The sequence below is a fragment of the Catenulispora yoronensis genome (assembly GCF_039531695.1).
In the GTDB taxonomy this organism is placed as follows: domain Bacteria; phylum Actinomycetota; class Actinomycetes; order Streptomycetales; family Catenulisporaceae; genus Catenulispora; species Catenulispora yoronensis.
On sequence record NZ_BAAAQN010000009.1, the window covers coordinates 197,226 to 210,599 of the forward strand.

Genomic DNA, 13,374 nt, shown 5'->3' on the forward strand with positions numbered 1-13,374 from the left:
GCCTCAGCCGGTCCACGGCCGGGCTGTCGGTTCCCGGATAGCTGCATGACGTGTCTCCTGGAAGACGACCCCGGTCACGGCTTCCACCGTCCCGCCGCGGCCAGCCGATCCGGCGCCGCGTAGAGCTCTGCCCAGTCCAGGACGTCGTCGGCGAGCTGCTCCCAGCCGGGGCTGCGCAGTGCGTGATGGCACGCCCCGGGGTACTCCAAGTATCCGGCCGGCGCGTCCGACTCCTGATAACGGAGCGCCGTGGCCTCCACCAACTCGGACGGCACGTTGAAGTCCAGTCCAGCTCCCACCAGCAGCAGCGGCGCCCGGTTGCCCGAGCTGTAGTCGACGCCCGGCAGCTCGGCCCGCCGTCCGACCCGGGCCGCGAATCCGAATCCCCGGGCCCGCCGCTCCGTGGCCGGCGGCGCGCTGATCGCCACGCCGGCGGCCCCGAACCCGCGGTCCAGGAGCAGTTGCACGACTTCCCCGCCGAAGCAGTGCCCGATCAGGATCGGCGGCTTCGGCACCGTCATCAGGAGCCGCTCGTAGTAGGTGATGATCGTCGACGCCGTTCCGGCGTCCCGGGGAGACAGGCAGTCGTCGGTGCTGGCTTCGTCCGGCACGCCGGTCGCGATCACGCAGTATCCGCGCGCTGTGTACCGGGACATCCAGTGCTCCCAGCTGAGCGGCTTCACGCACGTCCCGTGGATCAGCACCACGGTGTCGGCGTGTTCGAGGGTGCTCATCAGGCCGCCTCGGCGCGGCGGCCGGTGACGTGGTGCGCGGCGATGCTCCGCGCACTTCCGGCCCGCGGACGTCTCAGCATCGCGATGCGCTCCTGGTCGGTCGTTCCGCCCCAGATCCCATATTCTTCTCCGATCGACAGCGCGAATCGCGCACACTCCTCGCGCACCGGGCACTCCGCGCAGATCGCGCGGGCGATCTGCTCCCGCTGTCGCCGAGCTTCTCCGCGCTCTCCGGCCGGCGAGAAGAAGCGCGCGCTGTCGATGCCCCGACAAGCCGCCGACTCCTGCCACTCCCACAGCGCGGCGATTGGCCGCGGCCCTGAACCGTTCACCGTCGTGACCTCCTCACAAACGCCGAGGGCTCGGCGCGATATTCACGCTAAGAGGGGGCGACGGTGCAGGGCTTCCGTCATATGACTCGCCGACATTCTCGGCGTCTACTGCACTGCCCGGGGCGGCGGTGCCCCGGGCAGTGCGGGGTACGGCGGTCCGACTGGCGGGTGTTCGAGCCCCTACAACGGCTTCACGTTGTGGTTTCCCCGGAACAGGTTCTCGGGGTCGTACTCACGCTTCACCGCCGCGACGCGCTCGTACGTCTTTTCCGGGTACACCGCTGAGACGTCGGATTCTGCCACCCCGCTCTGGAAGTTCGCATAGGCACCGACGGTGTGCGGTGTCAGGCGCGCCCACATCGCCTCCCGCAGCGGGGCCGTGGCCTCCAGGACCGGCGCCGGTCCGGCGGAGGTCGTGATGACCAGCAGCTCCGCGCTCCGGTGCGCGTAGGCGGTGGCGTCGTCGGCCACCCGCGACACCGCGGCGCCGACGCTGCGCACGGCGATCACTGGCGATCCCTCGGCGGCGCCGATCTGGGCGAGGGTCTTCAGCACCTCCGGCACCGACTCCCGCTCGACGTACGCGGTGCGGGACAGCAGCCGGATGCCCGGCGGCGGCACCAGGCCGTCGACCAGGACGTCCCTGTACGGCTTGAGCGCCACCTCGTCGGCGATCACGCTGCCCAGCCGCCGGATCGGGGCCAGCACCTCGTCGGCGTGCTCCTGGTCGTCGGTGTCGACCACGGCATACACCTCGACCGGGGCGTTGGGGCCGCCGGCGAAGGGGTTCGCGAAGGCCACGACCGAGGTGAGGTCCTCCGACGCGGTCCGCAGGTACTCGGCCCAGCCCTGCAGCACCGCCCCGGCCTCGGCCGCCGGGAAGGCGATCCGGCCGTGGAAGACGTCGGTGGTGCGGTGCGCGAGGAACTCGAAGGCGGTCACGATGCCGAGGTTGCCGCCGCCGCCCCGCAGGGCCCAGAACAGCTCGGCGTTCTCCTCCTCGTCGGCCCGGACCAGCTCGCCGTCGGCGGTGACCACCTCGGCGGCGACCAGCGCGTCCAGGGCCAGGCCGTACTTGCGGGCCTTCCAGCCGATCCCGCCGCTGAGCGTCAGCCCGCCGACGCCGACGCCCTTGGTGTCGCCGGAGGAAATGGCCAGCTTGTGCGGGGCCAGCGCGTCCGCGACCGCGCCCCAGGTGGCGCCGCCGCCGATCCGGACCAGGCCGCGGTCGGGGTCGAGGACCTCGATCCCGGCGATCCCGCGGAGGTCGATGACGATGCCGCCGTCGTTGGTGCCGAAGCCGGGGAAGCTGTGGCCGCCGCCGCGGACGGCCAGGGGGAGTTGGGTGGGGATGGCGTCGGTGGTGGCGGCGGTGTCGGTGTCGGTGGTGGCGGCGGAGCGGGCAGCGGCGGCGAAGCGGACGGCGGCCTGGACGTCGGCGGTCCCGGCGGGCCGCAGGATGACGGCCGGACTGCCGGTGGCCAGGACGGTGGTGGCGGCGGCTTCGTAGCCGTCGGTCTCCGGCTCGATGATGTCGCCTTGGAAGTCGTTCCTAAGAGTCTCAAGCGCAGCACGCATGGCGAATCCCTGATCGTGTGGTGATTACGGCCGACGGCCGTGCACGGCCGTCCATGAACGGCCATGAACGACCATGAGATGCCGCCCGGGCCGATCCTGTGACGCGGTGCGAACGTGACCTGTGTCACGCCGCTGGTGCGGGCTGCCGCCACTGCCGGCGGACTTCTTTCGGCGGCGCCCCGGATGCGATGACCTGTTCGTCCTGATTAGCTGCGAATGTCGACGATCGCCGACCTGGCTGGCTGAGAGGGGCAGGGCGATGGCGGACATGCGGAGTGCGGACGATCGGGGCGATCGGGGCGACACGGCGGCGCGGATCGGCACGCTGATGGCCGGGATCCTGATGATCGTGCTGGGGATCCTGGCGGTGCTGCAAGGGATCTCGGCGATCGACGGGGACGAGGTCTACGGCCCGGTGGCGGACTACTCGTTCCGCTGGAGCCAGAGTTCCTGGGGCTGGATCCACCTGGTCGTGGGCGTCCTGGTGCTGATCTCGGGCTTCCTGGTGTTCACCGGCTCGGCACTGGCGCGGATGATCGGCATCGTGCTGGCATCCTTCTCGGTGATCGCGAACTTCCTGTCGCTGCCGTTCCATCCGGTGTGGTCGATCGCCCTGATCGGGATCGGGATGTTCGCCGTCTGGGCGCTGTGCCAGAACGTGGGACCGGACAGGTGAGGGAGGCGGCGACGCCATGCGGGTGGAGATAGCGCGGGTGGCCGACGTCGGCGGAGCGGTGGAGTTCCGCTGCGACGCCGGCACCGCGGTCGGCTACTGGGAGGGGAGGCCGCCCTCGGTGGGCGATGTGGTCGACGTCGAGGTCGACGTGCCGGACGACGTGACGGAGTGGTCTGTGCGCGGTGACGTCGTCGCGGGCGTGTTGGAGGTGATGGGGGACGGCACGCGGGTACGGGTGGCGGGCACCGTGGAGGAGATCGGTGACCCGGTCGTGGTGTTGCGGGTCGGGAGCGGAGTGATTCTCGTCGAGTTCGTCGACGGTGAGTTGGTCGTCGGCGGATCGGCCGGCGCGAGCGTGGTCGGTGGCGGACCGGAGCTGTCGGTCGGGTCCGTGGTCGAGTTCGTGGTGCCGCGCATCCGGCTGTTTCCCACGAACCTGTGAACTGGTATTCGGGGCCTCCTGTTCGGCCCTACTGCGCCCACGGGGGCGGGAACGTGGCCTCGCCGACCGTGGCCAGCATGCCGACCGAGGTCGCAGCCGTGGCCCGCGCCGCCTCCTCGGCACTGGCATTGCCCAGCCGCAGCTCGGCATGCGCGGGGACGACGATGGCGTCGCCGGGTCCCGCGAGCACTTCCTCGCCGTCAACCGTCGCGGCTATCCGCCCGCTGACGACGACGAAGACCTCCTCACGGTCCATGCTGTGCACCTGACTCTGCGCCCCGGGCGCCAGGTCGAGCGCCCAGATCGCCAGCTCGGCACTGCCCCGCGACGGCACGGCGAGCGGCCGGAACGTGAAGCCTTCGAGATCGAAGACCTGGGCCCCGGCAAGGGTGGAAAGCGAAGATCGGGACATGATGCTCCTTCGGAGTGGTCAACCTGATTGACTACTGCCGACGGTAGGCGGGTTGCCCAAAGTGGTCAACCGAATTGACTACTTGGGGATATGCCCTCAATCCAGCAACATCCGCCCGCCGCCGTGCGCGTGCAGCTCCTGCGGCGCGTTGCTCGACAGTCCGTGGTCCGTCTGGCGGAAGCGGGCGACGCAGTCGTGGGCCATCGACGACAGGTGCTTCGCGTAGGAGTCGAGCAGGGGCGCGGCTTGGCGCCAGCGGGCTGTGAAGGCGTCGAGGGCGGCGGTGAGGTCCTTGTCGCCGGCCAGCCAGTGGTCGTCGCCGAGGCGGGGGTTGCTGCCGTCGAGTTGGCCGGTGACGGTGTCCATCGCGACCGCGAAGGTGTCGATGCCGTCCAGGTCCAGTTGGAGATCGCCCATCGGCGTCACGAACCCCCCGTTCGAGGTGAGCGGCCCCGTGCCGGTCACGCCAGGCGCAAAGGTATAGAGGGCCCTCGGGCGGGGTCAACGAGTAAAGGGTTGATTCACTCTGCGTGATCGAGGGTAGAAGCCTCTTGACCGGCGGACCCCCGTGACCCGATCCTGGAAGGCTGCTCACCTGGACGCCGGAGCCTTCGGTTCGTGGGGCGGCAGAGTTTACCGAATCATCATCCGAGTGCCTCTTAACAGGTCAGGGTTCTGATCGCAGACTCGATGACGGTCCCCTCTGTCATCAAGGAAAGATCAAAGCCATGACTGACTCTGTCCTGCTCAGATCCAGATTCGGCGCCGCCTTTGTGGCGGTCGCCGCGAGTGCCGCGCTGGCGGGTGCCGGGGCGCTGGTCGTCGCCGGCGGCGGGCCCGCGCAGGCCGCCACCGCCAAGCACCGGGTGTTGTTCGACGATTCCAAGGCCGAGACAGCCGGCAACGCCGACTGGATCATCAGCACCTCGATGCCGGATCCCACCAAGCAGAACGCGTCGCCGTCGGCGGAGACCGACTGGACCGGGGCGATCTCGTCGTGGGGTGTGGCGTTGCAGAAGACCGGCAATTATCAGTTGGACACGCTGCCGTCCGGATCGACGATCACCTATGGCACGTCGGCGGCGACGGACCTGGCGAACTTCGACGAGTTCGTGCTGCCCGAGCCGAACATCGTGCTGAGCTCCGCCGAGAAGACCGCGCTGATGAAGTTCGTGCAGAACGGCGGCGGCCTGTTCCTGATCTCGGACCACACCGGGAGCGACCGGAACAACGACGGCTGGGACTCGCCGAAGATCATCAATGACCTGATGACGAACAACACCGTGGACAACACCGACCCGTTCGGGTTCAGCGTGGACCTGAAGAACATCGTCAGCGACACCCCGCGGGCGATCAGCGACGCGTCGAACCCGGTGCTCAACGGCGCGTTCGGCGCCGTCACCGGCAGCGTCATCTACAACGGCACCACCGAGACGCTGCACCCGGCGGACAACCCGAACGTCAAGGGCCTGCTCTATGCCACCGGCTCCACGGCCGGCGGCACCACCGGGGCCTTCTTCGCCACCAGCACCTTCGGCTCAGGCCGGGTCGCGATCTGGGGCGACTCCTCGACCATCGACGACGGCACCGGCGAGTCCGGCAAGTCCCTCTTCAACGGTTGGAACGACCCTAAGGGCACTGACTCCCAGCTGGCCCTGAACGCCACCGCGTGGCTGGCCGGTGGCGGTACCACGCCGCCGTCGAGTTCGAGCAGCACGCCGACGACGCGGCCGTCGAGCACGCCGTCCACGACCCCCTCCACTTCTCCCTCTACTTCTTCCTCGTCCCAGGGCTCCTGCACCGCCGCCCAGCTGCTCGGCAACCCGGGCTTCGAGACCGGCGCCGCCGCCCCCTGGACCGCCTCCTCCGGCGTCGTCAACAACGCCGCCGACGAGCCCGCCCGCACCGGTTCCTGGGACGCCTGGCTCGACGGCACCGGCGCCGCCCGCACCGACACCCTGTCCCAAGCCGTGACCCTGCCGACCGGCTGTGCCGGCTACCGCTTCGGTTTCTGGCTCCACACCGACACCGCCGAGACCAGCACCACCAAGGCCTACGACACGCTGAAGGTCCAGGTCCTCAACAGCTCGGGCACCGTGCTGAGCACCCTGGCCACGTTCTCCAACGTCAACGCGTCCTCGGGCTACGTCCAGCACACCTATGACCTGTCCGCCTACGCCGGTCAGGCCGTGACGCTGAAGTTCACCGGCGCCGAGGACTACGAGTACCAGACCTCGTTCGTCATCGACGACACGTCGGTGTCTGTCTCCTGACGCTGCTCCTGATGCTTGAGCTTCGAGTGACGGTGCCGCGTGCTTTGGGCGCGCGGCACCGTTCGTGCGCTGTTTAGGCTGCCTGGACCCGACCCGGCCTCACCACGTGTCGTCGGCGGGCAGCGACGAGTGCGCCGGCGCGCGCAGCCCGTCCAGGAACAGCTGAAGGTACCGATGCGGACCCCGGTGGTAACCGGCCAGGTCCGGCAGCGGCCGGGTGAGCTGGCTGACGGCCAGGACGATGTCGCCGAGGTCGACGTCGGCGCGCAGCGTCCCGGCGCCCCGGGCCCGCGCCATCATCGCCTCCACCAGGCCGTTGAGCCGCCCGGTCAGCGTCGCGACCTCCGGCTCGCCGGGGTCGTAGGCGCCGTCGAGCACCACGCACACCGCGCCGATCCGCTCCTCGGCGCAGGCGTGCACGAACCGGCTCAGCGCCTCGAACGGGTCGTCGACCTCGGTGATGGCGGACTCGGCCTGGTCGCCGGTGCGCTTCAGCACGTGCTGGATGACGCCCAGGACCAGCGCGTCGCGGTCCGGGAAGTGCCGGTAGACGGTGGCGTTGCCGATGCCGGCCCGGCGGGCCACCTCGTCGATCGGCGCCTGCGAGCCGACCTCGGTGAACAGGTCGCGGGCGGCGGCCACGATGCGTTCCCGGTTGCGGACGGCGTCGGCGCGGGGTGCGCGTGGCGCGCGGGTTGTGCGGGGCGTGCGGCGTGGGGCGGCCACGACGTCCACGGTTCCTCCTGCGACGGTCGGGGCGGGGGCGGGATCGGACCATCCTAGCCGCAAGAAATGGGCGGTTTATCCCCTTTTCAGGGATTTCAACGATAACGGCGAAGGCCGCCGCGCGCGAGATGCGGAGGGGGTACGTACTCGCGCGCGGCGGCTGATCATGGGAGAGCGAGCCGGTCTCCGGAGGGAATCCCGCGGATCATCCGGGGGCTCGGTCCCGTTTTGAGGGTAACGCAAATTCCGGGGATATGTTCCCCGGTAAGGGGTGGGTCAATGCGCGAACCTCACCTCCGGAAGCAGGCGGCCCAGCCAGACCGGACAGGCCCACGCCGCACGGCCCAGCAACCGCAACGACACCGGCAGCAGCACCAGCCGGACCAGCACCGCGTCCAGCAGGACCGCGATTCCCAGCACGACACCCATCTCCTTGGGCGGCAGCGGTCCGGAGAGCGCGAACGTGAAGAACACCGCCACCATCACCGCCGCTGCGGCGAAAATCACACGCCCGGAACCGCCGAGCGCCCCCGTCACGGCCCGCCGGGGATCACCGGTCACCTCGTAATGCTCCTTCGCGGCCGCCAGTAGGAAAACCGTGTAGTCCATCGCGATCGCGAAGACCATCGCGAAGAAGAACACCGGGGCCCAACCATCGAGGAAACCCTGCGGCGTGAAGCCGAGCAGGCCGGAACCGTGGCCGTCCTGGAAGACCAGGCGGCTGACACCGAAGGCCGCGGCGGTCGACAGCAGCGCGGTGAGGGTGCCGACCAGCGCGATCAGGGGTGCGCGCAGGGCGGCGAGGAGCAGCAGGAAGCCGAGCGTCAGCACCACGGCGAGGACCAGGGGAGTTTTGGCGTCCAGCGCGGATTGGAGGTCCAGGTTTTCAACTGCCGCGCCGCCGACCAGGGTGTGCTCGGGCAGCGTGGCGCGGAGCCGATCAACGGTGTGGGCGAGAGCCGGATCCGAGGGATCGACTGTTGGGACTGCTTGGAGGAGGGCGAGGCCGGAGTGATCGGCCGCGGGGATGGGCGGGGTGACGGCTGCGATGCCGGGGGTCGCGGCGGTTGTGGAGCGGACGGCCTCGGCTTGCGCGGTGGGGGTGATGATCTGGAGCGTGCCGGGCATGCCGGGGCCGAAGGATTGCTGCACGGCGGTGTAGCCGACGCGGGCTGAGGCGTCCTCGGGGATGACGGTGATCGAGGGCATTGCGGTGCGGAGGCCGAGGAGCGGGGCGGCGAGGGCGAGGAGGAGGGCTAGGGCGGGGAGGCCGTGGCGGAGGGGGTGGCGCCAGAGGCGTTCGCCCCAGGCGGTGAAGGTGGGGCTGGTGGTGGGTGTCGAAGTGCTGGTGGTTGCTGGGCTGCTGGTGGTGGTGGCCGGAGTGCCGGAGGTCGCCGGATTGCTGGTGGTTGCTGGACCGTTGGTGGTCGCTGGAGTGCTGATGAATGCCGGAGCGCTGGTGGATGCTGGACTAATGGCGCGCTGAGTACGAGCGCTGCGGAACCGCGGTCGTGGCAGTTGTCCGGCGTCGACGCGTGTGCCGAGCTTCGCCAGCACGGCGGGCAGCAGCGTGAGCGTCGCGGCGAGCACGAACGCGACGGCGAGCATGATGCCGGCGCTCATGGAGCGGAAGGCCGGCACCGGGACCAGCATCACCGCGGACAGGCTGATCAGGACGGTCGCCCCGGACAGAGCGACGGCTTTACCGGCGGTGTCCATGGTCTCGCCGACCGCGCGCAGCGAGTTCCCGTGTTTGGCCAGCGCCGCGCGGAAGCGGACCACCAGGAACAGCGCGTAGTCGATGCCGAGCGCGAGCGCGAACATCATCGCGAAGTTCATCGCCCAGATGGACACCGGTGTCAGGTGATTGAGTAACACCAGCGCACCTGCGGAGGCGGCCAGCCCAGAGACCGTCAGCAGCAACGGCAGCCCGGCGGCGACCAGGGAACCGAAGGCCAGGACCAGGATGACAAGCGTCACCGGCCAGCTCATCAACTCCGAGTGCATCATCGCCTCGTGGTTGGCGGCGTTGAAGTCACTCCACAAGACCGACGACCCGGTCGCGGCTACTTGCACGTCGGACGTGGACAGCCCGGCAAGCGGCCCCTTGAGATCGTCGGCCGCACGCACCATGGCGTTTGGGTCCGCAGTGGCGGCGCCGGCCAGCACGATCGCGGCCTTGCCGTCGGCACTGATGGTGCTGCTGGCCTGCGGCGCCAAGATCGGCCCAATGCGGGAGTCGGCGTGCAGCAGGGCGGTGGCCCGGGCGAGGACGGACTGCACCGCAGGGTCGGAGACAGGACGGTCGGCCTTCACCACCACTTGGAGCGCAGTCGACCCAGCACCGCCGAAGTGGTCGCCGACCAGGTCCCGGACCTGGACGGAGGCCGAGCCATTGGCCTGCCAGCCGGCACCGGCGAGGGATTTGAGCGCTTGGGGGGCGAGGGCGCCTAGGGCGATGACGGTGGTTGCCCAGAGGATCAGGGTCAGGCGGAGGTGGGTGGCGGCGGCTTGGCCCAGGCGGGCGAGGAGGCCGGGGTGGGTGGGGGAGTTGGGGGATTTGGGGGAGCTGAGAGCGCTAGGAGCGCTGGAGGGTGGGGCGGCTGCGGCTGCGGCTGAGTAGGTCGAGCGGGTCGAGCGGGCCGTATTGGCCGGGTAGATCGAGCCAGACGAGCCGAGCGAGTTGGTCAAGCGGGTCGAGTCGGTCGATTCGGTCGATTCGGTCGAGCCAGGCGAGCCAGGCGAGCCAGGCGAGCCAGGCGAGCCAGGCGAGTTGGTCGAGTCGCCTGAGCCAGTCGAATTGGCTGAGTCGGTCGAGGCGGCCGAGTCGCGCGGGCTGGTCGAGTTGGTCAGGCGGGTTGAGTCGGAGTCGGTCGAGTTGGTCGAGCCAGGCGAGTTGGTCGAGGCGGCCGAGTCGCGCAGGCTGGTCGAGTTGGTCAGGCGGGTCGAGTCGGAGCTGGCTGAGCCGGTCGAGCCAGTTGAGCCGGTCGAGCTGGCTGAGTTGCTTGGGCTGGTCGAGCGAGCCGACTGGGTTGGGTTCGAGGGGTCCACAGCTTCTCCTCCGAGGTCAAATACCCCCAGGGGTATATTTCGGAGCGATCATATGCATACCTCGGGGGGTATCCGCAAATACCCCATGGGGTATACTGGCGTCGTCCCGTGCCAAGCGAGTGAGAGGCGAAGCCGTGCAGGTCGAAGCCGAGACCGTCAACGACGTCACCAAGCGGCTGCGCCGTGCCGAGGGTCAGATCCGCGGGGTGATCGCGATGCTGGAGTCCGGGCGTGACTGCTCCGAGATCGTGACCCAGCTGGCCGCGGTGTCGCGGGCGCTGGATCGGGCCGGGTTCAAGGTGATCGCCGGTGGGCTTCAGCAGTGCCTGGACTCCGATGACGCCGAGGAGCGCGCGGCCAGTGTCGCGCAGATGGAGAAGTTGTTCCTCTCGCTGGCGTGAGCGCTGAGCGCTGAGCGGTGAGTAGCAAGAGTTGAGCACTGAGAGTTGAGCACCGAGAAAGGCAGAACCATGGCCTCCTACGGCACCGCCGTGATCGTCGACCGCCCCCATCCGGAAGTGGTCGAGCAGGTCCGCGAAGCGCTCCGCGAACAAGGCTTCGGCGTCCTCACCGAGATCGATGTCCAGGCGACGATGCGCGAGAAGCTCGGCGAGGAGACCGGCCCCTACCTGATCCTCGGCGCCTGCAACCCGCCGTTGGCCCATCGCGCGCTGAGCGCCGAGCCGTCGATCGGTTTGTTGTTGCCGTGCAATGTGGTGGTGCGCGCCGATGGCGAACGGACGGTTGTCGAGGCCCTCGACCCGGACGTCATGGTGCGTTTCACCGGTAATCCCGAGCTCGGACCGGTGGCCGCGGAGGCCAAGGCCCGGCTTGCGGCGGCCCTCAAGACGGTCGAAGCCACGGAGACGCCGACAAAGGCCTGATGGCGGTTTTCCCGGAACTGTCCGATCATCGTCGCGCCGGGGCGCGGATCCCCGTAGGCTTTTCGGCGTGACCGAGCCAGGGCGGGTGATCGGCGGACGCTACCGGCTGGTGGACCGGCTCGGTTCCGGTGCCTTCGGACAGGTGTGGCGCGCCTACGACCAGCACCTCGGCGTCGACGTCGCGGTGAAGCAAGTGCTGTTGCCGTTGGACGGCAAGGGCCCGCAGGCCGCTGAGCGCGTGGCCCGGGCGGCGCGCGAGGCGCGTAACACGGCGCGGCTGCGGGACTGCCCGAACATCGTCACCGTGCACGACGTGCACATCGAGACCGGCGCGCCGTGGATCGTCATGCAGCTGGTCAAGGGCGAGAGCCTCGCCGACCGGTTGTCGCGCGGCGGACCGCTGGCCGAGAACGACGCGGTGGCGCTGGCCCGGGATCTGCTGCGGGCGCTCGCGGCGGCGCATGCGGCGGGGATCGTGCACCGTGATGTGAAGCCTGGAAATGTGCTGTTGGCGGCCGATGGGAGCGCTCTGCTCGCAGACTTCGGCATCGCGGTGCGTTTCGATGATCAGCGGGTGACCCGGACCGGGACTTTCATCGGTTCGCCGGGCTATGTCGCGCCGGAGCGGGTGATCTCGCAGGACGCGGGCGCGGTCGGGGACATGTTCTCGCTGGGCGCCACGCTGTATGAGGCGGTGGAGGGGGTTCCGGCGTTCCGGGCCGACATCATCGGTTCGGTGGTGGCCGGGCAGCCGGATCCGTTGCGGCGTGGAGGGCGGTTGACCGCGCTGATCACGCGGTTGCTGGACAAGGATCCCGCGACGCGGCCCGATGTGGCCGCCGCGTTCGCTCTGGTCGGTGACTGGACGCCGCCGCCGACGGTGGAGGCGCCGGGGAGGGCGCGGCCTCCGGCGCAGGATGTGCAGCTCGGGGTCGAGTGGGTGGAGCACTTCGCGTTCGTCAACGAGCGGTTGCGGAACGGGGACATCAACGGGGACATCGCGGTGGTGCGGGGTGCGCGGACGGCTAACGCGGCTGAGGCTGTGAAGGCGGTGCGGGCGGGGTTCGAGGTGTCGCAGAACGAGTATTTGGCTGCGGGGGCGCGGGAGGTTCACGCGGTGGTCTCGGTGGCCACCACGGTGGCGCCGGGGTCTGCGGAGGCCGCGGCGGCTGCGGCTGTGGCGGCTGCGCGGAGGGCGGATCGGAGTTATGGGGGTGGAGCTGCGGCGGCGGGGGCTGGTGTGCGCGCGGGGGTGGGCTCGGGAGTGGGCGCGGGAGTGGCCGGCGGTGCGTCGGGAAGGGTGAAGCAGCAGCCGTTGGCGGCTACGGCGGATGGGCCGCCGACTGTGGTGTTCATCGCGGACTGTTCGCGGTCGTTGGCGGAGCCCGGGCGGTTGGAGGGTGTGAAGGCCGCTTTGCGGGCGGGTATCGACGAGCTGCCGGACGGTGCGCGGTTCGCGGTCATCGCGGGGCGGGCTGACAGTCAGGCTGTTTATCCGGAGGACGGTCCGCCGCAGCCGGCGACGAAGGCTTCGCGGGCGGCTGCGAAGGCTGCTGTGAATCGGCTGACCGCGTATGGCGGCCGGGAGATCGGGTTGTGGCTCAGCCGGGCGGCGCGGATGTTCGCGCTGGGTGCGGGGCCGGTCAGGCATGCGATTCTGGTGGTCAACGGGCGGGATGAGGGGCTGCATCCGTCGCGGTTGGCGATGACGGCGCGGGCGTGTGCGGGGTTGTTCACGGCGGACTGTCTGGGGTTGGGGGACGACTGGGACGTCCACGAGATGCGGTTGGTGTCGGAGCAGTTGTCGGGGGCTGTGGCATTGGTCGCGGAGCCGGAGGCGTTGCCGGACGCGGTGCGGGATGCCACGGCGGATGCGGCGTCGAAGCGGGTTGCGGATGTCGAGCTGAGTTTGTGGACGCCGGCGGGGGCGGTGATTCGGTATGTGAAGCAGGTGGATCCGGTGCTGCGGGATCTGACGGATGCGCGGTTGGCCGGGGATGCGGTGCGGACTGTGGGGTATCCGACGGGGGCTTGGGGGGAGGAGGAGCGGACGTACCACATTTGTGTGGATGTGGAGCCGGGGGCTTTGGGGCAGGAGAAGTTGGCGGCGCGGGTGCAGTTGACGGCGCGGGGGCCGGAGGCTGTGGAGGTTTTGGGGGAGGGGAAGATTCGGGCGGTTTGGGTGGATGATGAGACTTTGGTGATGCGGGTGGTGTCGAAGGTGGGGCCTTATACAAGTCGGAGGCCAAGCGGTCTTAGGAAGACA

12 protein-coding genes are annotated in these 13,374 nt (G+C 69.7%); 5 read left to right on the top strand and 7 right to left on the bottom strand.

The window, feature by feature from the left end; translation table 11 throughout:
* Nucleotides 1–74: 74 nt before the first annotated feature.
* The 3 genes from ABD481_RS10880 to ABD481_RS10890 all read right to left on the bottom strand — a co-directional run bounded on the left by ABD481_RS10880 (nucleotide 75) and on the right by ABD481_RS10890 (nucleotide 2,644).
* Nucleotides 75–734 (bottom strand): alpha/beta hydrolase, encoded by a 660-nt coding sequence (locus ABD481_RS10880; protein WP_344665450.1) that lies wholly within the window; start codon nucleotides 732–734, stop codon nucleotides 75–77.
* Nucleotides 734–1,066, bottom strand: a complete 333-nt coding sequence (locus ABD481_RS10885; protein WP_344665451.1) for a WhiB family transcriptional regulator — start codon at nucleotides 1,064–1,066, stop codon at nucleotides 734–736. The genes ABD481_RS10880 and ABD481_RS10885 overlap by 1 nt, the downstream gene beginning before the upstream one ends.
* Nucleotides 1,067–1,246: 180 nt before the next feature.
* Nucleotides 1,247–2,644 (bottom strand): FAD-binding oxidoreductase, encoded by a 1,398-nt coding sequence (locus ABD481_RS10890; protein ID WP_344665452.1) that lies wholly within the window; start codon nucleotides 2,642–2,644, stop codon nucleotides 1,247–1,249.
* 259 nt (nucleotides 2,645–2,903) lie between these two features.
* Here ABD481_RS10890 and ABD481_RS10895 point away from each other — a divergent pair, with 259 nt between their 5' ends.
* Together ABD481_RS10895 and ABD481_RS10900 are read left to right on the top strand one after the other, a co-directional pair.
* Complete coding sequence (locus tag ABD481_RS10895) at nucleotides 2,904–3,320, top strand: DUF7144 family membrane protein (RefSeq protein ID WP_344665453.1); 417 nt, start codon at nucleotides 2,904–2,906, stop codon at nucleotides 3,318–3,320.
* A gap of 16 nt (nucleotides 3,321–3,336) precedes the next feature.
* Complete coding sequence (locus ABD481_RS10900; protein ID WP_344665454.1) at nucleotides 3,337–3,762, top strand: hypothetical protein; 426 nt, start codon at nucleotides 3,337–3,339, stop codon at nucleotides 3,760–3,762.
* Nucleotides 3,763–3,790: 28 nt separating this feature from the next.
* Here the strand turns inward: ABD481_RS10900 and ABD481_RS10905 are convergent, their stop codons facing one another.
* The gene (locus ABD481_RS10905) at nucleotides 3,791–4,174 is read right to left on the bottom strand and encodes a cupin domain-containing protein (protein WP_344665455.1); all 384 of its coding nucleotides are present in this window, start codon (nucleotides 4,172–4,174) and stop codon (nucleotides 3,791–3,793) included.
* Nucleotides 4,175–4,270: 96 nt separating this feature from the next.
* Complete coding sequence (locus ABD481_RS10910) at nucleotides 4,271–4,639, bottom strand: hypothetical protein (protein ID WP_344665456.1); 369 nt, start codon at nucleotides 4,637–4,639, stop codon at nucleotides 4,271–4,273.
* 263 nt (nucleotides 4,640–4,902) lie between these two features.
* Between ABD481_RS10910 and ABD481_RS10915 the strand changes: the two genes are divergently transcribed.
* Nucleotides 4,903–6,447: a hydrolase gene (locus ABD481_RS10915; RefSeq protein ID WP_344665457.1), complete on the top strand. Its 1,545-nt coding sequence runs from the start codon at nucleotides 4,903–4,905 to the stop codon at nucleotides 6,445–6,447.
* A 99-nt stretch (nucleotides 6,448–6,546) separates the two neighbouring features.
* Here the strand turns inward: ABD481_RS10915 and ABD481_RS10920 are convergent, their stop codons facing one another.
* Complete coding sequence (locus tag ABD481_RS10920; protein WP_344665458.1) at nucleotides 6,547–7,182, bottom strand: TetR/AcrR family transcriptional regulator; 636 nt, start codon at nucleotides 7,180–7,182, stop codon at nucleotides 6,547–6,549.
* Between the two features lie 267 nt (nucleotides 7,183–7,449).
* Nucleotides 7,450–9,693, bottom strand: coding sequence for an MMPL family transporter (locus tag ABD481_RS10925; protein WP_344665468.1), 2,244 nt, complete (start codon nucleotides 9,691–9,693; stop codon nucleotides 7,450–7,452).
* 665 nt (nucleotides 9,694–10,358) lie between these two features.
* Between ABD481_RS10925 and ABD481_RS10930 the strand changes: the two genes are divergently transcribed.
* On the top strand, nucleotides 10,359–10,625 hold the full coding sequence (locus tag ABD481_RS10930; RefSeq protein ID WP_344665459.1) for a metal-sensitive transcriptional regulator: 267 nt from the start codon (nucleotides 10,359–10,361) through the stop codon (nucleotides 10,623–10,625).
* A gap of 69 nt (nucleotides 10,626–10,694) precedes the next feature.
* The gene (locus ABD481_RS10935) at nucleotides 10,695–11,108 is read left to right on the top strand and encodes a DUF302 domain-containing protein (protein ID WP_344665460.1); all 414 of its coding nucleotides are present in this window, start codon (nucleotides 10,695–10,697) and stop codon (nucleotides 11,106–11,108) included.
* Nucleotides 11,109–13,374: the final 2,266 nt, after the last annotated feature.